This window comes from Candidatus Zymogenaceae bacterium (assembly GCA_016931225.1).
In the GTDB taxonomy this organism is placed as follows: domain Bacteria; phylum Desulfobacterota; class Zymogenia; order Zymogenales; family Zymogenaceae; genus JAFGFE01.
Window position 1 is genome coordinate 187066 of the sequence record JAFGFE010000020.1, and the last position, 19798, is coordinate 206863.

General features: G+C 56.6%; 21 protein-coding genes and 1 riboswitch. Of the genes, 8 read left to right on the plus strand and 13 right to left on the minus strand.

From position 1 onward, the window contains the following. Window positions 1-4 precede the first annotated feature (4 nt). Together JW885_09680 and JW885_09685 are read right to left on the minus strand one after the other, a co-directional pair. Entirely contained in the window at window positions 5-1423 is a 1419-nt protein-coding gene (locus JW885_09680; protein ID MBN1882432.1) for an MFS transporter, read from the minus strand. A gap of 92 nt (window positions 1424-1515) precedes the next feature. Beyond that, entirely contained in the window at window positions 1516-2490 is a 975-nt protein-coding gene (locus JW885_09685) for a hypothetical protein (protein ID MBN1882433.1), read from the minus strand. A 291-nt stretch (window positions 2491-2781) separates the two neighbouring features. On the opposite strand from JW885_09685, the gene JW885_09690 reads away from it, so the two are divergent. Next, window positions 2782-3102 carry an RNHCP domain-containing protein gene (locus tag JW885_09690; GenBank protein MBN1882434.1) on the plus strand — a complete coding sequence of 107 codons (321 nt, stop codon included), beginning with the start codon at window positions 2782-2784 and terminating at the stop codon, window positions 3100-3102. Window positions 3103-3434: 332 nt separating this feature from the next. Further along, window positions 3435-3528, minus strand: a riboswitch (TPP riboswitch). 141 nt (window positions 3529-3669) lie between these two features. Here the strand turns inward: JW885_09690 and JW885_09695 are convergent. The 4 genes from JW885_09695 to JW885_09710 form a co-directional block, all read right to left on the minus strand. Continuing rightward, the gene (locus tag JW885_09695) at window positions 3670-3855 is read right to left on the minus strand and encodes a hypothetical protein (protein MBN1882435.1); all 186 of its coding nucleotides are present in this window, start codon (window positions 3853-3855) and stop codon (window positions 3670-3672) included. A gap of 150 nt (window positions 3856-4005) precedes the next feature. Next, complete coding sequence (locus tag JW885_09700; GenBank protein ID MBN1882436.1) at window positions 4006-4767, minus strand: hypothetical protein; 762 nt, start codon at window positions 4765-4767, stop codon at window positions 4006-4008. A 55-nt stretch (window positions 4768-4822) separates the two neighbouring features. After that, window positions 4823-5389, minus strand: coding sequence for a flavodoxin family protein (locus tag JW885_09705; protein ID MBN1882437.1), 567 nt, complete (start codon window positions 5387-5389; stop codon window positions 4823-4825). Beyond that, the gene (locus tag JW885_09710) at window positions 5386-6015 is read right to left on the minus strand and encodes a TetR/AcrR family transcriptional regulator (GenBank protein MBN1882438.1); all 630 of its coding nucleotides are present in this window, start codon (window positions 6013-6015) and stop codon (window positions 5386-5388) included. The genes JW885_09705 and JW885_09710 overlap by 4 nt, the downstream gene beginning before the upstream one ends. 354 nt (window positions 6016-6369) lie before the next feature. On the opposite strand from JW885_09710, the gene galK reads away from it, so the two are divergent. From galK to JW885_09730, 4 genes are all read left to right on the plus strand, one after another. Beyond that, window positions 6370-7587, plus strand: a complete 1218-nt coding sequence (gene galK, locus JW885_09715; protein ID MBN1882439.1) for a galactokinase — start codon at window positions 6370-6372, stop codon at window positions 7585-7587. Between the two features lie 53 nt (window positions 7588-7640). Beyond that, on the plus strand, window positions 7641-8792 hold the full coding sequence (locus JW885_09720) for a deoxyguanosinetriphosphate triphosphohydrolase (protein MBN1882440.1): 1152 nt from the start codon (window positions 7641-7643) through the stop codon (window positions 8790-8792). A 39-nt stretch (window positions 8793-8831) separates the two neighbouring features. Continuing rightward, complete coding sequence (locus tag JW885_09725; GenBank protein MBN1882441.1) at window positions 8832-9248, plus strand: DUF2784 domain-containing protein; 417 nt, start codon at window positions 8832-8834, stop codon at window positions 9246-9248. Between the two features lie 173 nt (window positions 9249-9421). Next, window positions 9422-9949, plus strand: coding sequence for a hypothetical protein (locus JW885_09730; protein ID MBN1882442.1), 528 nt, complete (start codon window positions 9422-9424; stop codon window positions 9947-9949). 90 nt (window positions 9950-10039) lie between these two features. On the opposite strand, the gene JW885_09735 is transcribed toward JW885_09730, so the two are convergent. Further along, entirely contained in the window at window positions 10040-10696 is a 657-nt protein-coding gene (locus JW885_09735) for a response regulator transcription factor (protein MBN1882443.1), read from the minus strand. A gap of 291 nt (window positions 10697-10987) precedes the next feature. Here JW885_09735 and JW885_09740 point away from each other — a divergent pair, with 291 nt between their 5' ends. The 3 genes from JW885_09740 (at window position 10988) to JW885_09750 (ending at window position 14320) form a co-directional block, all read left to right on the plus strand. Beyond that, window positions 10988-11308 (plus strand): hypothetical protein, encoded by a 321-nt coding sequence (locus tag JW885_09740; GenBank protein ID MBN1882444.1) that lies wholly within the window; start codon window positions 10988-10990, stop codon window positions 11306-11308. 108 nt (window positions 11309-11416) lie between these two features. Continuing rightward, window positions 11417-12436 (plus strand): radical SAM protein, encoded by a 1020-nt coding sequence (locus tag JW885_09745; GenBank protein ID MBN1882445.1) that lies wholly within the window; start codon window positions 11417-11419, stop codon window positions 12434-12436. Window positions 12437-12481: 45 nt separating this feature from the next. Then, the gene (locus JW885_09750; GenBank protein ID MBN1882446.1) at window positions 12482-14320 is read left to right on the plus strand and encodes a long-chain fatty acid--CoA ligase; all 1839 of its coding nucleotides are present in this window, start codon (window positions 12482-12484) and stop codon (window positions 14318-14320) included. A gap of 174 nt (window positions 14321-14494) precedes the next feature. Here JW885_09750 and JW885_09755 read toward each other — a convergent pair whose 3' ends face one another. The 6 genes from JW885_09755 to JW885_09780 all read right to left on the minus strand — a co-directional run. After that, complete coding sequence (locus JW885_09755) at window positions 14495-16186, minus strand: FAD-binding oxidoreductase (GenBank protein ID MBN1882447.1); 1692 nt, start codon at window positions 16184-16186, stop codon at window positions 14495-14497. Between the two features lie 56 nt (window positions 16187-16242). Continuing rightward, entirely contained in the window at window positions 16243-17046 is an 804-nt protein-coding gene (locus JW885_09760) for an HAD-IIB family hydrolase (GenBank protein MBN1882448.1), read from the minus strand. Window positions 17047-17100: 54 nt separating this feature from the next. Next, window positions 17101-17505 carry a hypothetical protein gene (locus JW885_09765; GenBank protein ID MBN1882449.1) on the minus strand — a complete coding sequence of 135 codons (405 nt, stop codon included), beginning with the start codon at window positions 17503-17505 and terminating at the stop codon, window positions 17101-17103. A 190-nt stretch (window positions 17506-17695) separates the two neighbouring features. Beyond that, the gene (locus tag JW885_09770) at window positions 17696-18079 is read right to left on the minus strand and encodes a hypothetical protein (protein ID MBN1882450.1); all 384 of its coding nucleotides are present in this window, start codon (window positions 18077-18079) and stop codon (window positions 17696-17698) included. A 22-nt stretch (window positions 18080-18101) separates the two neighbouring features. Next, a complete protein-coding gene (locus JW885_09775) occupies window positions 18102-18980 on the minus strand; it encodes a biotin/lipoyl-binding protein (GenBank protein MBN1882451.1) in 879 nt (292 codons plus the stop codon). 108 nt (window positions 18981-19088) lie between these two features. After that, window positions 19089-19798 (minus strand): AMP-binding protein (locus tag JW885_09780; GenBank protein ID MBN1882452.1); only part of this gene is annotated, 710 nt, incomplete at its 5' end.

The window sequence follows — 19798 nt, forward strand, 5'->3', positions numbered from 1 at the left end:
CGGTCTATCGCTCCTCTTTGTGCCGCTCCCGCACCTCTCCTGTGACATCCTCCCTCGTCGCCAGGATGCCCAGGATTTCTTTCTCATTATATTTCAAGAGCAAGCCCCCTCCGATAATCGTCACGACCATCCCCGCCGCGGCGGACAGGCGGACGCCCAGGTCGTTTTCCACGGTCATCCCCAACAGCAAAAACGACGGGAAAATCAGGGCCGCCAGCATCTGCCCCATCTTATAGGCGAACGTCCGTGCGCCGAAAAATATCCCCGCCTTGAACTCGCCGCCGGTAATGCCGTCGGCCTCGGCGATATCCGCGGTCACGGCATTCGGAAGGATCCCCGATACCGCAATGGCAAAAGAAAAAAGCGCGATCATGACGCCGATCTGCATCATCTGAGACATCGGCATCATGCCCAAAAGCGTGATGAACACATACCCCAGTGCAAACGCAACATAGGAGGAGAGAAGCACTCTCTTCTTCCCGAATTTTTTCGAGGTCCACACCGTCACGGGATAAAAGACGAAGCTCACCGCCACAGTGATCATGATAACCACCGAGTAGAATTCCTTTTCAAATCCGAGCAGCACCGTTATGTAATAGACCATGCCGGAGAAAAGAAATATCTGGGCGGTGAAATTGGTGACATCGGAGAGAACGAAATAGAGAAAATTCCTGTTTTTCACGCACGACTTCAATGCGTCCAGTATTCCCTGCTCCGACACATGGGGTTCGCAATAGCGCCCCTCGTCGATGAAAATCACCGGCAGGAACATCAGGACGACCGCAACGACGGAGAATCCGGCCAGAGCCGTCTGAAACGCGAGGGAAGACGGCATGGTCTTTTCGAACACGCTCTGCAGCGCCACGGACATGGAGCCGAGCACGTACCCCACGATCCAGCAGACCGAGAGGACGGTGCTGATGACCACCCGCTCCCGGGGATTGTGACCCAGCTCGCTTATCCAGGCGTAGTACGGTGTAACGTACATCGTCATGAAAAAATAGGCCAGCACCGTGTTCAGGGCGAGCCAGATGGAATTGACGACGCTGACGTCCCTGATGAGGGGAACGAAGCAGAGAAAGGAACATATCCCGAAGGGGATCGCTGCAATCAGCATGAATTTTCTTCGTCGTCCCAGGGGGGATTTCGACCGGTCGGACCACGTGGCCACGATGGGATCGGTCACGGCGTCAAAGAGCCTCCCCCCGGCGAAGATCATCCCGATGACCGTCAGGACGCCGAGCACGGACCCTTGAAAGATCCGGGCGGGGAAGATCGGAGCGCCCCCCGCATCCGGAGGCATATAGAAATACACCAGCAGGTTCGCGATGGCGTATGTCCCCAGGGACCATCCGGTGGACCCCAGACCGTACATGATCATTTTCCAGAGGGGGAGCGTCTCTACCTGCGCCTTGTCCGTCATGATGACTCCTGATCGGGCTGAGAAATTGAGATGTATATTATTATTTCACATGCAATTTCATATTGATAACCACCGCCGTCCCGGCACATTCTCTATCTTTTGATCTTTCCCGGAAGGATGAAGGGGTATTCTTTTCCCAGCAGCCTCGTCTTCAGAAAGCGATCTATCTTGCGAAACATCAACCAGAGCCGCCAGATCCAGGCGTCCTCCCGGTAATAGGACTTCACCTGCTTTTCGGTGATCGGCTCCACCTCCAGCTCGGGAACGTCATGGGCGAAGAAGTCGTTGGCCACATCGATCAGACCGCCGATCAACTCCGGTCGCTGCTCCTTGTAGAAATTGCCGATCAAATCCACCGCCACCAGGTGAAAATCGTAATAGCGGGTCATCACGTCTTCCAAAAAGAGCCAGCGAACAAGCCAGATGAGAAACGAGGGCGCCGCCCGGAGAAACAGCTCCGGATCGAGCTGCTCCACCCCTTTTTTCCTGTATAGGGGCGAGCTGGTATCGATATAGAAAAATTCCGTATCCTCGGTGATTCTGGGATTGTCCGGGTCATAGTTTTTGATGGCCCAGTTGGATATCTGGCCGTCTATGCCCACCTCGAGCTCGTCGTGCGACCGGTTGAATCGCCATATCTTCGCCAGCTCCCGCAGCACCAATCGCACCAGCAGAAAGGTCTCCTTGTCGCTGATATGGTGGATGGCGAAGTTTCCGATGGATCGGGGATCCAGCTTCTTCTGGACGTCGAACATCACCATGCGTCCCGAATCCGTGGTAATGAACGCCGCATCGTAGGGGGGGACGGAAATCCCCACCTGACTTTCGAGTATTTCATTGTACTCGTCGTAGAGGGTCTCGTAGGCCTCGACTTCCTCCAGACTCTGGAAGATCGGCATACGCTTGTATGCCAGGTCCTGGTGCCCCTCTTCGCCGATGGCGAACACCGTGGACATCTCCCCGTATCCCAAGACGGTGGCGGGGATGATGCTTTTGTCGGGATGACGGGGATCGAGCCCCCTCTCGAATTCACGCAGAAGATTCTGATCGATTTTCAGATCACTCATGGTTTATACCCCTGATAAATATAGAATAGTATATGTCTATTTATCTATTTATCGAGAATACACGGCACCACCGGACATGCCGCCGATGATCGGCAACCAAAGACGCCTTCCTTCTAAAAAACGGTGGGTGATGCGTATGCCATGAAGAAAATCGGCTTCCCTCTGCTTATCATTGGAGGGCCTGTGTGTCAAGTAAAAGGAATCGACACGATATTGGACCGTTCACCGCTTTACAGGTAGACCATGACCGGGTATACTTGTCCTACACACGCGTTTTTTTGTGATGTATTGATGGAAGAAAAGCGGTTTCAACGGCGCACCGAGGACTTCACCTGCGGCCGATGCGGGATGGAGGTTCACGGGACCGGCTTTACCAACCACTGCCCGTACTGCCTCTGGAGCAGACACGTGGATAGAAACCCGGGCGACCGCCGGGAGAGTTGCTGCGGCATGATGAGGCCGGTGGCCCTGGAAGAGCGGCGGGGAGAATACGTCGTGGTGCATCGGTGCGAGGTCTGCGGCATCATCAGGAAGAACCGCACCGCACCGGAAGACTCGTTCGAGGCGATGATCGAGGTAATGAAGGAGTTTTCCGAGGGCGGGGGAAAATGACCCGGAGAATGAATCATTCACCATTTATCCACACTCAATCCACCCCGGATCCACAGCCTGTCCACAGGGTTATCCCCGGTTTCATCCACAGCATCGTTTCATGTGTCTGTGATAATCACAAAAGATGACATCGGAGAAAAAGACACGGAATAATCCCACCCGATTGCCCGCACGGACCGTTTATTTGGTAGGGGCCGCTCGCAGAACGAGGCGAGCAATAGAACACATGCGCTATTCTCTTTTATAAGGAGAAGTCCCCTCGTCGAATTGACTCCGCCCCCTCCCTTCCCCCCTCCCCGCAAAAAAAGCCCCCTTGGTAAAGGGGGCTATGTGAGGGTATATGCATACCTTCCTACGCCGGTATGACCCGGATCAGGTTCGAAGGGTATAATCTCAGCCCATATTCGGGCACCCCTGGTTGTCGGCTTGAAATTCTTCGGCCGAATCAGCTAATCAACCGGTAAATATACATCCTCGATTGACCGCTGTCAAGAATAATCCGTAAACAAAGATGTGTTTTTTGACGTTTTTTCTGCGCCGCCCCTTTCATGTTTCGTACCCCTGAGGCTATGGTTCCATGGTAACGGTGATCCCTTCCAGGATATCCGTCGCGGTTGTCAGGGTGGAGAAATCCGTGGTCAATTCGCCGGCGTTCCCATCGGGGCTGATTCTGAGAATCAGTTGGGCCCGAGAAACGACCGAAAGGCTCACAAACAGCAGAAGAGCGCACAGTACAATAACATATCGATTCATGGGAATTTCCCTTGTCGTATGAATAATATGTAAACTATATCTGATCGTATTCTATTTTGTGTGATTTTTTCGTATACTCTTTCAATACAAAGGCCCCCGCATTCAGCGAGGGCCTTGTTCTTTCACCACGTATTACAATGTAGTGATGAATCATTCCACGATAATCGTCACCTTCTCGACGATGTCCGTCGCTGTGGTCAGGTGGGATGTGTCTTCGGCAATCTCTCCGTCCGAGCCGTCCGGGCTGGACTGGCCGATCAATTCCATCACGAACGACGTCTCACCTCCGGTCACATCCACCTCGGCGGCATAGACCACCGCCGGCTGGCCCCCGGTGAACTCATTTCCGTTGTATCCCGGCTCCCCGGGATTCAGGTCCGAACGGTAATAGTCGTTGAAATCGGTGGAGTTGTTGAACTCGGCGAAAATGACAAACCGCTCCAGATCATTGGGAATCACCGTCGTGAGGGTGTAGGACGCCTTGGGGGACGCTGACGTCACGGCGTCGGGCATCGGGTCGTCCTTGGTTGGGAGATACACCCCGTCAGGAGCGACCACGCCCCGTCGGTGGCCCCACGTGGGGAGGCTCCCCGGGCGGCGAAGATCGGTGCCGACAGGCTCCTCACCCGGCGTTTTTTTCCACCCGTCGGTCCACACCTTCTCGGTGACATACAGGGTCTCGATGTAATTCCCGTCACCATCCTCGATCCAGAATGCCGTGGTGGGGGGATTGTGAATCGTCAGAAACTTTCCGACCTTCATGTCGTGAATGAAGTGCTCTCCCGCCGTCACCTCGATGGTCACCGCCCTCCCCTCTTCAAAGGGCGATGTGGCGATTACCGCATCACCGGCGCAGCACAGCACCGCCGTCGCCATAAGGATTAATACGCACACACCAAAAATTCGTTTCATGTTTCTTCTCCTCTCCGAAAGAATCGCATTATTTCAGGACACATATTATTGAAACCTACAGCCGCTCCCCGAGTTTCCGCGCCTGCTTCAGGTACTTCTTTGGAATCTCGGGTCTCCTTTTCATGTTCGGGACGTTGATAATTCCCCTGATCCTATATCCCCCGCTCTTCAATACAATTTTCACCGACCGAACGGCGCCGCCGCTCTGGGATTTGATCAGGTTAAACGGCCAGGGTGTGGCGGAGGACGTTACGATGATGCCCGGCTTCCCCTTGTGGTTCGGCCTGGGGAGCCCGCCGCCGATATATTCAATCCGGGGAACGCTCCGGTCGAACAGTATTTTCAAGGGCCCGGTCATATTTCCCCAGTAGGTGGGGGTGCCCACCACCAGGGCGTCCGCGCCGTCGATCATCCCGCCCACGACGTGGGCGCCGTCTTCCGGCAGAACGCACGCGCCGTCGGGCCGGCACTTCAGGCAGCCCATGCACGGCTTCATCTCAAGATCGTACACGTCGACCCACTTGACCTCGTGCTTTCCCTCAAGAACGTAGACAAGTTCTTTCAGTATTGTCCTTGTGGTCCCCTTTTTTCTGGGACCGCCGTTGAGCACCAGTATCTTCATTCTGTATCTCCTCCCATTATCTCGATAATATGGGCATTCGTTACAAACAGACACACCATCTCGATCGTTCTCTCAATGACCGGCTCCGGATCACCCCAGTATTCTACCGGGAGGCGGTTTTCGCAGATGAGCTTCGCGATGCCGTATATCGCCCCCAAGGCCACGGCCGCGTCCAGGGCCACATCCGGGCTTGTGACGACGCCCGCCTCCTTCGCACGCCTCATGATCTCCACGGAGAAATTCTGGGCCCGGTAGTACCGCCCCAACTCCGATTCCGTGACCTCCAGGTTGGCGGGGAGCTTCTCGAACAGTAACTCCGCCAGGTTCGTGTTCTCTCTGTACCAGTCGATGAACGACCTCAAAAGACATATGAGTTGTTCCAAATGTGGGGCGGTACCGTCGACACGCTCGTCGAGGTACGCGACAAGCCGGTCGATGATGTCGAACTTGATGGCCTCGAAGAGCTTCGTCCGGTCGCCGAAGTAATAGTAGATGGTAGTGGCGCTGACGCCGGCTTTATCCGCGATCTTTCTCATGGTGGCGGCATGAAACCCCTCCTTCGCCACCAGCTTTGATGCGATATCGAGGATGGATTGTCTCAACTGCGGGTTTTCAGGTCTGGTCATCGTCGTTTCTCTTCTCTGTTGTCTCTTGTGCGTTTTCCTTCCGGGATTCGCCTCCGCCTGTCGGTGCAATTCTCCCGTTTCCTGAACCTCAACGATTCACATATGTAATACAACAATGATAACTTAACAATGTTAAGATAACAATACCACAGTTTATGATGCTGTCAAGAAAAATCGTACATGGAGATAAAAAACATTGTAAGCGCGTCGTTCCTTTCATCCGTACTCCTTCATCGCTTTTTCCCCTTTACATTTGTCCCGATTTCTACTATAAAACGATGGTATGTCCGCCCAGGACTTAATAGAACATTTTTACTATTTGATTATGACATTCGCATACAGGAAAGGCGTCCCATGGACAACAACCAGTATCTGATGATCAGTGCGTACGGCAGCTACTTCGCCGAGATACCCCATTATTTTGTGACCGCCCCGGGTCGGGTCAACCTGATCGGGGAACACACCGACTACAACGACGGCTTTGTTCTCCCCATCGCCATTGACCGACGGATCTACGCCACCGCCCGACCCATGTACGGAGACCTGGTGAAGGCGAAGTCCGTCGGATTCGACGAGATGGAGGAGTTTCACATCCGGGAAGAATTGAAAAAGAGAGACCTGTGGGTGGACTACCTGATGGGCGTCGTGGACGAGATGAAAAAAGACTCGTACGACCTCAACGGCTTCTGGGTGTTGTTTCGGAGCGATGTCCCCATCGGATCGGGTCTGTCGTCCTCGGCGGCCCTGGAGGTGGCGAGCGGTCTTCTGATCTCGTCCCTCTTTGAACACGATATCGACCGGCTCGAGCTCGCAAAAATCGCCCGCAGGGCCGAGCAGAACTTCGTGGGCGTCAACTGCGGCATCATGGATCAGATGGCGACGCTGCTCTGCACCGAGGACCACGCCCTGTTCATCGACTGCCGGGACCAGAGCCACCGCCAGGTGCCGGTGGCCTTCAGTGACGCCGGATTCATGGTGGTGGATACGAAGGTGAAGCGAAAGCTGGACAATTCCGCCTACAACGAACGGCGGGAACAGTGCGAGGCGGCGGTAAAGGCCGTCGCGAAGAATAAAAAGGGGGTCACGGCCCTTCGGGACGCGGAGATTTCGGACCTGGACGGGATCGCGGGTAATGTGGATGACGTCATCATCAAGCGGGCCCGCCACGTCATCAGTGAAAACGAACGGGTGAAAAAGGCCGTGGCGATGCTGGAAAAGAACGACGCCGAAGGCTTCGGTAAGTTGATGAATGAATCACACGAAAGCCTGAAAAACGACTATCAAGTCAGCTGCGACGAGCTCGACCGGGTGGTGGAGATTGCAAAGGAGACCGGCGGGGTGCTGGGCGCCCGAATGACCGGGGCCGGCTTCGGCGGGTGCGTGGTGGCGCTGGTGAAAAAAGGAAGCGAACAGACATTCGCCGACAAAATAACCGCCGCCTTCGCCCCGGAGGAGCCGGACAGCCGGGAACCTGAGGAAGGAAAAGAGGCGGATCTGCCCGATCCCCCCGAGGTGTTCTCCGTCAGGCCGGTGGGCGGCGCCACGGTCGAAAAGCTCGACATCAAGTCCTGATCCATCGGACCCGATCCGATTTCAGCGCCTCGAATCACAAGGTGAGAGAACCGATGAACATCAGGGAACAGACCGAGGCCTGGGAGCTCGAGCATCTGGCGCCCTACGCCTCCTTCGCCGCACACACCCGGGGGCGCCGCCACCCGGAGGACGAGGACGACATCCGCACCCCTTTTCAGCGGGATCGGGACCGCATCATACACACCGGCGCGTTCCGGCGTCTGGAGTACAAAACCCAGGTCTTCGTCTATCACGAGGGGGATTACTTCCGCACCCGCCTGACCCATACCATTGAGGTGTCCCAGATCGCCCGCTCCATCGCCCGGGCGTTGGGGGTAAACGAGGACCTGACCGAGGCGGTGGCCCTGGCCCACGACATGGGCCATCCCCCCTTCGGCCACAGCGGAGAAAAAACCCTCAACGAGCTCCTCGCTCAAGACGGCGGCTTCAATCACAACATCCACAGCCTGCGCATCGTCGACGAACTGGAGGTAAAATACCCGAACTTTCCGGGTCTGAACCTGACCTTTGAAGTCCGGGAGGGCATCGCCAAGCACACCACCGATTACGACGATACCGGCGTCTCGGAGTTTTCAACACACCCGTTTCCGTCCCTGGAGGGCCAGATCGTCGACATCGCCGATGAAATCGCCTATAACAGCCACGACATCGACGACGGCATCACCTCCGGCATGCTCTCCATCGATGACCTGCTGAATGTCCCCCTCTGGGAGGACATCTACAGCCTGACCGTCACATCACATCCGGACGTTTCCGAGAAAGTGCATCGGCTGATGACCGTTTCACGCCTCATCGGCCGCCAGGTACGAGACGTGATTCAGGAAACGCGTCAGCGTATAACGGAAGACAGGATTGAATCCGTCGACGCCATTCGCACCAACACCCGGCGCCTGGCCGTCTTCAGCCAAAAGATGCACCGGATGAACCAGGAGCTGAAAGACCACCTGATGAAGCACCTCTATCGCCAGCACAGAGTTGTGCGCATGTCCGGCAAGGCCGAACGCATCATAAAAGACATCTTCAACACGTACCTCGACATCCCCGAACAGCTCCCGCCCCAGGTCTATGAAGCATTCGTCAAGACGAACAGCAAGCGGGTCATATCCGACTACATCGCCGGGATGACCGACAAGTTCGCCATCGACGAGCACCTGAAGCTCTTCAACCCCTACGAGCGGGTGTAGCGCTCGTATCGCTTTTTCACATCACTGTGAGGGCGAATCATGGAAAATATCCTTTCGGACGCCGTCCTGGTGGTCCATTTCGGCTGGATACTCTTCATCATCCTCGGCTTTCCCGTAAGTCTGCTGTACACCATGATACGGTTGAGGCTGTTCCACACGGCGGCGATGATATTCACCATCGCCATGCAGGCGACCCGCACCCTCTGTCCCTTGACGCTCCTCGAAGAGGCCCTGCGGCGGTCCACCGACGCCGCCTTCTCCTATGAGGGAAGCTTTATCATCACGTGGCTCAGAAAACTGATCTACATTGAGGATATCGGCGTTTCCCTGACGATCATTTACATCCTCACCGCCGTCTACCTGGCGGCGGTGCTCATTTCATACCCGGTCTATCCCGTATCGGCCATGAAGCGTTCCCGCACGGCTCGAAATGACATCCCGCCTCAATCCCTTTGACGCCCGGGGTGGGGTATCGTATACTAAAAAAGAGTGACGGTCATCGGGGAATAAGGAATGATCCCTGACAAACGGGCATCTTCCACTCACCGCATAGATTCACACCCACGGCGCACCGATCCCCGGGCCGTTTCAGTGAACATTCCAAACATCTTGTGTCACAGGAGGATGTTATGGGACTGATGGATACGCTCAAAGGCATCAAGCGCCCGGGGCCGGGAGTTGCGCCTGTAAGTCCGGATGAGCTGGCCTCGAAAATCCTGGCGACGAATCACGATGATGTGCCCTATCGCATAGAGCGGTCGGAAAAATCCGATCTGAAGGTGGATCTGAAGATCGTAGACGCCCAGTGGTACGAAATCTTCGCCAAGGCGAATCTCACCAAAACCTACAGCATATATCTGCTTCTCGATGAGGCGGTTTCAGAGGTCCGGGCGCTGGAGCGCATGGGCGAGGTGACATGGAAGGCGGGAGTCCCCACCGTCAGCTTTTCGGCGTCGGGATTCCAGGGACGCACCATCGTCGCCAAGGAGTTCGGTACCGGCTTCGCGTTCAAGGCCCCCCACCCGCTCTCCTTTGGAAAGGTCTACGAATATCGGTTCAACGTGAAAGATATCAAAGACCCGCTCATCGAACTGATCACGGGGTCCGGGTGGTCCTATGTTCCGGTCGCCTCCATGAGAAAGGTGAGGCGTAAATAAGCGGAGACGAACATCCTCACGGGGCGTGATCGCATACGGGGCCGCGTGCGACGGCCAAACATCGTCGTCCTCCGGCACAGCCATCATCCGTCATTCAAGAAGACCGTGTTCTATAGCGAAGGCGGTCAGCGCAGATGCGTTGTGAAGGTCCAGCTTTTCCATGATGTTGGCGCGATGTTTTCTGACCGTCGTCTCGCTGACGTAGAGGAGATCCGCGATCTCTTTATTTTTGTATCCCTCGGCGATCAGCTTGAGGACCTCACGCTCCCGGGCGGATAGGTCCACAAGGGGCGTCGAAGCCCGATCCGCCCCCTTTCCCGTCAGGTATCCGTTAACGACCCTGCTTGAAATCCCCGGGCTCAGGTAGGTCTTTCCGGCGGCAACGGCGTCTATGGCGTTCATCAATTCGGTCTCGGTATCGTCCTTGAGGATGTATCCGCTCACGCCGGCCCTCAGGGTTTCAAAAATCATCTCTTCGTTGTCATGGGCGGTGAGCACCAGAATCCTGGTGTTTGCGCACTGTTTTTTTATCTCGATGATCGCCTCGGTACCGTTCATCTTCGGCATCGAAAGGTCCATCAACACCACATCGGGGACAAGAGAACATGCCATCTTGACCGCTTCAAAGCCGTCCGACGCCTCGCCGGCGACGACGTATCGATCATGATTCTCCAGCAGTACCGTCAGCGCCCTTCTGAGTAGCGTGTGATCTTCGGCGATCAGAATGCGTTGCGGTTTTTGTCCCATTCGATCTTTTCTCCATTCACTTGTGTGATTTGTTTAAATACCCGGCTTGTCCGTTTACACACTTCACACATCATCCGTATCTACCATCAATTATTCGTACGTATAGTGTACCACACAGGTATTCGTTTATACAATAGCACGTTTGCGGGACAATAAAACGGATATACAGACCATGTATGCCTTTCTTTTTTTCAACGCTTCATATATATTCCCATTTCAAGAAAAATTATTGACTAAAAACATGAGAAACGGTACTCTTATCTGTGTGATGAAAAAAGGTGGAGGAAACGAATGATCGCACCCGGAAACTCGCGCCGAAGAGGACTGTTTTTTTCGATTTTTTTCTGTCTGACGCTGATATTGTTTCTGATCGGATGCACTCCAAGTCCCGAGGAACTGTATGAATCCCGGCTCAAAGAGCACGAAAACCGAGAGCTGGTGGAGCGGATTATCGAACTTGAACGCCAAGTCGAGAAACTTCAACAGGAGCTTGAGACCTGTCGGGAAGACTACGGCAACCTGCTGTATTACAACAGGGAAAAAGCCGAAATGATGGAGAAAATCGAGGCGCTGGAAAAGGAAGTGAAAACCCTCAGGGGCACATCACGCTGAATCATCCGCCGGGGCAGGCGCCGTATTCCCAAAAAGAGCGTCACTCCAACCACCTTCCTCCACAGAGTCCCGAATGTGAAACCCGCCTCGCCCGGAGGCCTTAACACAGTGGTGCAAACAATCCTTGCAACCAGAGAAAAGAAAACCGCCGTTCTCAGGAAGGGCACTTTCGGATGCCTCTCGGGCATTCCCACGATCAATGTCACTCAGGGGTGCATGCACCGCTGTGTCTATTGCTACGCACGGGGATACCCGGGATTGTCGAATCCGGATACGGTGATTCTTTTTTCGAACCTGGTCGCACGCCTTCCCGGGGAGCTTGATCGAAAGAGACATCCGGTTTCATATGTCCTCTTCAATACGGCGTCCGATTCCTTCCAGCCCCACCCGGATATACTCGACACGTCCGTTCGGCTGATGGAAATTCTCCTGAAACGACACATCGCCGTCTCGTTTCTCACAAAGGGCGTTATCCCGAATCGGTTTTTCGACCTGATACAAAACGCTCCCCATCTGGCGTCCCTTGTCGACGCCCGGATCGGCATGGTGTCCGTATCGGAAGACTACCAACGTACCTTCGAGCCCCACGCGGCCACACCGACCCAACGCCTTGTGAACATCGAGCGGCTCATGGATGCGGGCATTCGGACCGATGTGCGCATCGATCCGATTATCCCCTTCGTCACGGATTCACAAAGGGATTTCGACCTCCTCTTCGGCGAGCTGTCGGCCCGGGGGATTATCCGGGCGTCCATCAGCGCCCTTCACCTCAGACCCGCCATTCACGAACAACTGATGGAGAAGCTGCCCCCGGTATCCGGCCGGCTGATCGAGGCACTGTTTACGGGATCGGACTGGCGCATGGTCGGATCGTCCACGATGAGCAAGCTTGTGGCCGGAACCGTTCGGGAGAGGATATATGACCGGGCCGGAGAAAGCGCCGCCAGGCGCGGCATCACTCTTACGGTATGCGCCTGCAAGAATCCCGATCTTCCCGGAGACAACTGTTCTGCGTCGCCCGACCGTCGGTCGGATCGGTTTGTGCCGCATCGGCAGATGAAACTCCCCCTGGGAGACAACGGCTCGGCCGTACAGGACGATACACACAGGCGGATGCCGGACCGGTAGGCGGACGGACACGAAGAGAATACAACCCTCAGAATGGGAGGCACCATGGATCAGGACGATACGGACGAAAAGGACTCAGCCCCGGATATCAATTTGGGTTCGCTCTTCATTCGGTCCGCTGAGCGACACGGGGATCGCCCGTTTCTTCTTCGCCTGGACGAGTCCGGCGATGCGGCGGAGACGATACTCTACCGGGAGGCACGGGAAATTATCGGGCACATCTCCGCAGGGTTTCGGGGCGTCGGCATCACATCCGGGGACCGCGTCGCCCTGTTCGCCCCCAACTCCCCACGATGGGTGCTCGTCGATATCGCCATGCAGACGGCCGGAATCATCTCCGTGCCGATCTACACCACCATCGACCGGGAACAGGCGACCCATATCGTAAACAACTCCGGCGCAAAGGTCATCATCGTGGGAAGCAGGAATACCTCCGACGTCGCCCGGGATATCGCGAAGTACACTCCCGATGTATCCACCGTTCTTCACCTGGGCACGTTCCCGGAAGAGACACAGGATCTGCGGCGGCAGGTCTCCTGGGACGAACTTCTCGACCTGGGCCGTGAAATGCTGTCGACCGGAAAAGATACGGTCACCCCTACACGCACATCCCCGGACGAGCCCGCCACCCTCATCTACACCTCCGGCACCAGCGGGATGCCCAAGGGGGTTATCATCTCTCATCGAAACGTGCTTTCGAATGTTGCGGCCCTGAAAGACGCCTTCGACATCAACGAGCGGGATCGGTTCCTCTCGATACTGCCGCTGTCCCATTCCTTCGAGAGGACGGTGGGCTGTTATCTTCCCATCTCTACCGGTGCGTCGATCGCCTTTCCCCCGGGCATCGAGGCCCTGGATGTCGCCCTGCAGGGATTCCGACCCAGCATACTGGTTGTGGTGCCCCGCATCCTGGAAACCATCTACTCCCAGGTATCGTCCCGCCTGGAACAGGGGCCGACACACACCAAAAAGCTCTTTTCCCTGGCCGGGAGGCTCGGCCTTCGGGAGGTGGAGCACCGCATGCGCGGCGAGAAGGTGCCGTTACTCTTGCGGCTCAAAAATTCACTTCTGGACTTTTTCGTTTTTTCCCGCTTCCGCGATCGATTCGGCGGGTCGATACGATATATCGCCTGCGGCGGCGCACCGCTAAAACGGGAGCTGGGGATGTTCTTTTACGCGGCGGGTCTGCCGGTGATGGAGGGATACGGCCTGACGGAAACCGGCCCGGTATTGACCGTCAACAGGCCACAGAGCTTTCGCTACGGGACCGTCGGCACGGCCCTTGAGAACACGGAAATCACCATCGACGACGAGGGCGAGATCATCGTTCGCGGCCCCCAGGTCTCCCAAGGATATTATCGCGATGAGGACGCCACCCGTGCGGTGTTTGCCGATGACGGCTGGTTTCACACGGGCGACATCGGGAGCCTCACCCATGACGGCTATCTCCTCATCACCGACCGCAAGAAGGATATCATCGTCACCCGGGGGGGAAAATGCGTGGCGCCCCAGCGGATAGAAAACACCCTTGTTTTGGATCCCTTCATTCACCAGGCGGTGGTGGTGGGAGAAAACCACAGATATCTCAGCGCCCTGATCGTCCCCGAGATGTCGCGCTTGGTCGACTGGGCCAAAAGCCGCGGGATTTCGTTCTCCCGGGTGGGGGAGCTTGTGGAAAACACGAGCGTCAGGGACTATTACACCTCCCGCATAGAGGAGGCCCAGGCGCTGCTTCCCCGCTTCGAGAAGGTACGAAAATTCACGCTCCTGTGGGAGCCGTTCACCGAAGAGAGGGGCGAGGTCACCCCTTCCCTCAAGATCAAGCGAAACGTCATCATGCGCCGTTACGCCGGCCTCATCGACAGGATGTATAAGTCCGACTGATAACAAAATCATCGCAGTGAATATACTTCGAGGCATCACGAGTTACAGGATTGATATCAATATCTTCGTACTTGCGATGTCCTCTCAATCATTTATAAAAAAACAGCGGCGCCGGTTTCCCCGGGCCGCTGTCTTCCCTCTCTTTCGGGCGCGTCCGCCCCGTTTGTATCCTTGTTATGGTTTCCTCTTTTTCCCCTCGAAATCCAGCCCCAGCGTTCCTCCCGGATTCATGATGCCGTTCGGGTCGAGGTGGTCCTTGACGGCCCTGATGATGCCGAAGGCCACCGGCCCCACGTGCTCTTCATACCAGGGGGCGAACATCTTTCCGATGCCGTGATGGTGCGAGAGGCTCCCGCCGCTCTTCACGATGGCGTCGATGATGGAGTGCTGAAACGCCGTATAGTCCTCCGATTCCCTGCCCCGCTCGATGGGCGACAGGAAAATGAAATAGAGGTTGGCGCCGTTTTCGTAGGCATGGGACGCGTGAACCATGCAGATGGTCTTGGGCCGCGCCTTGATGACGTCCCTGACCTCCTTCCAGACATGATGGATATTCTCCCAGGTACAACTCGTCTCCAGGGTGTCGGAGATGATGCCGATATCCATCAGATCGTCCTTCATGTAGGGATCGGAATACCGCCGCTTCCAGTATCCCTTCACTCCCATCGGCCCCACACCGAAACCGCCGTGTCGTCTCGCGATCTTCCTCACCTTTTTTTTGATGAGCTTCCCGTGATCCGGGTCTCCCTCGGAGGCGCCCAGCAGAAGCACCCGTCGTTCTGGCTTGTAGCCCAGAAATTTGAGTATGCTGTCCACGATGGTGTTCTCCATCCCCTGGAGCTTCAGGGCAATGTCGGTCTCCTCGGGATCGGATATCCGAAGCATCGAGGGATAGCCGAATCCCCCCTGCATGATCTCCTGCATGGCAGCCAGCCCCTCCTCCCAGTCCTTGAAAAACCAGGAGAACATGTGACGGTCGTCGGGATTGTACTCCCGGATTTTCAACGTCACCTCGGTGACGATCCCAAACGCCCCCTCGCTCCCCAGGATGATCTGGTCGATGTCCGGGCCGATGGCGGCGGCGGGATAGGGCTTCGTCACGAGAACCCCCTTCGGCGTCACCACCCGCATGGAGATGGTCATGTCCTCGATCTTTCCGTAGCCGGTGGACTGTCCGCCGGCGCCCCGGGTGACCACCCATCCGCCGACGCAGGAAAATTCGAACGACTGGGGAAAATGGCCGCAGGTAAAGCCGTTTTTAATCCGCTCGCTCCGATAGTTGTTCAGATGCTCCTCGTAGGCGGGCCCGTACATGCCGGGCTGCACCCGACAGGTGAAATTCTTCTCGTTCACCTCCAAAACCCGGTTCAGGTGACGGGTCATATCCAGGCTGACGCCGCCCTTTTTGGGCGATATGCCGAACGTCACCGACGAGCGACCGCCCACCGCGGTGATCGGGATCTTCTTCCCGTTGCAGTATTCCACCAGGGCCACGACGTCCTCTTCGCTTCTGGGATATACCACCGCGTCCGGAGGATGGGGCACCTTCTCCATGCGCGCGGTCAGCACATCCAGGTAGGTATAGCTGAATGCGTGCTTCGCCCGATCGTAATCGCCGGTATCGAGGTTCTCCTTTCCGACGATGTCCGTTATCGCTTTCAGGTCCTTATCGGTCAACTTCGACTTCGCAAGGTCCTTTACCTCGCCCAGTCCCGGCATCTGTTTTTCCTGGATGTCCCGATCGGTATAGTTGAATGTCTCTTTGATAAACTCCAGCAGGTGATCGCTGGGATGATGATACTTGTCCGCCTCACCCCATTTCAGGATCGAGCGGTAGGAGTTTTTTGAAAATTTCTCAATCCACATGTCACACTCCTTTCCAAGATGATATATCGTTCCATCGGTGAAGTTGTTCGTGTCCGTCATTTCCCCCGTCGTGCCAAGAAGAGCCCGATGAGCTCGCTGAACCCCTCGCCCCCGGGGTGTTCGGTGATGTATGCGGGGGGATGGTACATCTGATCGAGGAAATCCTTCACGTTGGCGACCCCGACGCTGTGAGGAAAAAAGGAAAACATTGGCTCATCGTTGGGGGAGTCTCCCACAAACAGGTACCGATCCCGCATCGATTCAAGATCGACGCTCAATACCTCCCGGGCGAACAGCTTGGTCATGGTCAGCTTATCGTAGTCGCCGAACCAGCCGTTGACGTGGATGGAGCTGACCTTGTAGGTCACGCCGTATTCCGCGAAGATATCGCAGATCGCCTGGATGCTCTCCCGGGAGAGCGGCGGCACGTCCTCGGTGAAATCAATCGCCACGTCAAACAGGCGATACTCCTGGTCAGACGCGAGGGCGCTCCCCGGCACCCGCTTGAGAATCTCGTCTCCGATATCCCGAAGCCGCCGCCGGTTTTGAATCGCCTCTTCCGGCTCGATGAAAAACCGCCGCTCAAGACGCTTCTTCCCCTGATCGTACCGAAAATAGAAGGCGCCGTTTTCCCCCACGACGCCGGAGACGGGCCACATCCGGGAGATATGGTCGCACCATCCGGCGGGTCTCCCGGTGATGGGGACGGTTGTAATCTCCGCATTCCACAAATCCCACAGCGCACGGAAAGACGCCGCGGGTATCCTTCCATTGAGCGTGAAGGTATCGTCTATGTCAAAGAAGACGCCCCGGATCCCTTCGGCGATCTCACGCCCGACGGCGTCAATCGGCTGTATCATACCTGATGTCCCGTATCGTCATGGAAGAGGTCCCTTCGGTTCGGTGATGCCTTGCTATGAAATAACCGTCTCCATCATATCGTACGTCAGGGTCAGCTCCACCAACACCAGTACGATGAATTGGGTGATGAGCCCCCCGAGCCACATGGCCAGGGTTTTCAAAAAGGGCTGATCGGCGATGAGCTTCACCACGATCAGCATAATCACGGCGCCCGCGGCCCACCCCACCGCAGGGGCCATATCCCATGTGGCCCCAAGGGCCTCGGCATAGAGCGACTCGGTGAAGTCCAGACCCACGAGCTTCGGCAGCATCATCAGATACGCCAACGACCAGATGATGATGCTGGAAAACAGCGAGGTCAACAGAGACCTGCCGATGCCGACGTCGAACGAGCCGACCATCCGGGCGCTGAGCCAGACGGAAAACCAGGTCACCAGGGCCGCGAGCAGAAAGCTCATCGAAAAAAAGATCAGGTACGGAATGACATACATGGCATATAACGTCTTTAAGAGGTCTTATAGGAGACATCCTATCACGGCCGCCCCGGACGGGCATCACAGACTTTTTTCGCCCGCATGCGGGATGACACAGCCATGAACCTTCACGGGCCCACCCAGGGACTCCCCACCCGAACGGTCCCATGCTCCCCTATATCAACAACAACGCCCCCACGGCGACACCCATGCCGACCAGTATCAAAACAACAATAATCAGCAGGACGAACTGGACGACGCCGTGGAAAATCCAGGTTAATAGCGCCTTCCCCCAGGTCGTTTTAAATATCGCCTTTATCACCACCAGAGAAACGAGCAGGCCGATAATCCATCCCGGGGCGTTTATCACCGCCGCCAGCACCCAGATGAGAACGCTGGAGACCAGGGCGGCCCAGAAGGACTTCATAAACGTCGCGTTCTCTACCCCGGAGATCTTCGCCCCGATCCAGATGAAAAAGGCGGACACCATCGTGGCGACCACCACCACCCCCAATACAAGCAGGAACAACACCCCGGCGCCCAATGCAAGCAGCTCCATCCATACCTCCTCTTCAGAGACACTAATACGCGATCAGTATGCGCTCCCCCATCACGAAGAGCCCCCGGTAGCTTTCCTTCCCGTCCAGCCTGAGGCGAAAAAGGACCCTCCCCTCCGCGTCATATGCCGCCGCGTACCCGGTAAAAACCTGGGGAAGCGGGGTCAGCGCCACGATCCACACGTCCATTCCCAACTCGACGTGTGCATCCGGCATATCGGACACCCGAACGTATATTTCCCCGGCGACGACGATGGTCATCATCTCCTCGCCCCGAAGGAACGAGCCGCCCTCCCAGGCATACAGGGATGAAACAAACCCATCGGCGGGAGCGGTGACAATTGCCGCGTCGAAGCGGCCCTCCATCAGGGCCAGGGTGTCACGGGCTTCGTCGTATTCTCTCTTCGCCGCCTCGGATTCGACCCGGGCCCGCTCTTCCAGGCGCTCGGCAAACTCCCGCTCGCCCTCTGTCCGGACAAGCTCCATCCGGGCGACGGCCCCCCGCTCGTACATGGAGCGGGTCCAGATATGTCTCCCTCTGGCGTATTCGAGCTGATCGATCGCGGACTCAAGCGACATCTCCGCGGCATCCAGTTCCGCCTTTGCCGCCTCCAGCCGCCCCCTGGCGTTATCCAGGGCGGTTCCTGTGCTTTCCGCGTCAAGTCGAATCAGCAGATCCCCCGTCCTCACGGGGTCTCCGATCTGAACAAGCACCCGCTCCACACCGGCCGTGGTGCCTGCCGAAACGGGGACGGCCCGCCATGTCAACTCACCCGCGACGGCGTGCCGGGGACATCCGGATACACGCGGCGAAAGGATGACCGTCGCTGCGAGCACAAGCGCCGCCGCACACAGCCCGACCGCAACGATTGTGACCGCATACCGCCCAATATTGTAATCCATCACCTTCAAAAAGAAAAGCCCTTTTTCTTGGAGGAACCGCCGGCCCTCAAATGAAAACGGCCCCGGGAGATGTATCCGGGGCCGAGTGAATATGACGGCACGGTGAACCTACTTCTTCATCTTTTCCATTTCCTTGGCCCGAAGCTCTTTTCTGAGTATCTTCCCCACCGCGCTCTTGGGAAGATCGTCGATGAACTCGATGACCTTCGGAACCTTGTAGGCCGCAAGCTTCTCCTTGCAGTACTCGATCATCTCTTGTTCGGTGGCGGTCTCACCCTCCTTGAGCACGACAAACGCCTTCACCGTCTCACCGCGATACTCGTGGGGCACACCGATGGCGCAAGCCTCGACCACCTTCGGATGTTCAAACAACACCTCGTCGATGTCCCTCGGGTAGATATTGTAGCCGCCGGCGATGATCATGTCTTTCTTCCGATCGACGATATAGAAGTATCCCTCCTCGTCCATCATCCCGATATCGCCGGTGTAGAGCCAACCGTCGCGAACGGACTGTTTCGACTCTTCCTCTCGCTTGTAGTACCCACTCGTCACCTGGGGGCCCTTGACGATGACCTCGCCGCTCTCACCTACCGGCATCTCCTTTTCCCCGGTTTCAAGATCGACGATGCGAACATCGGTGTCCGGGAGGGGAAGACCGATGCTCCCCACCTTGGTCTTGCCGCCGAAGGGGTTGACGGTGGCGCCGGGCGACGTCTCCGAAAGACCGTACGCCTCGCAGATCTGGGACCCGGTGGCCTCCTCGAACTCCCGGATGACATCCAGGGGCAACGGCGCCGCCCCGGAGAAACAGCCCTTGA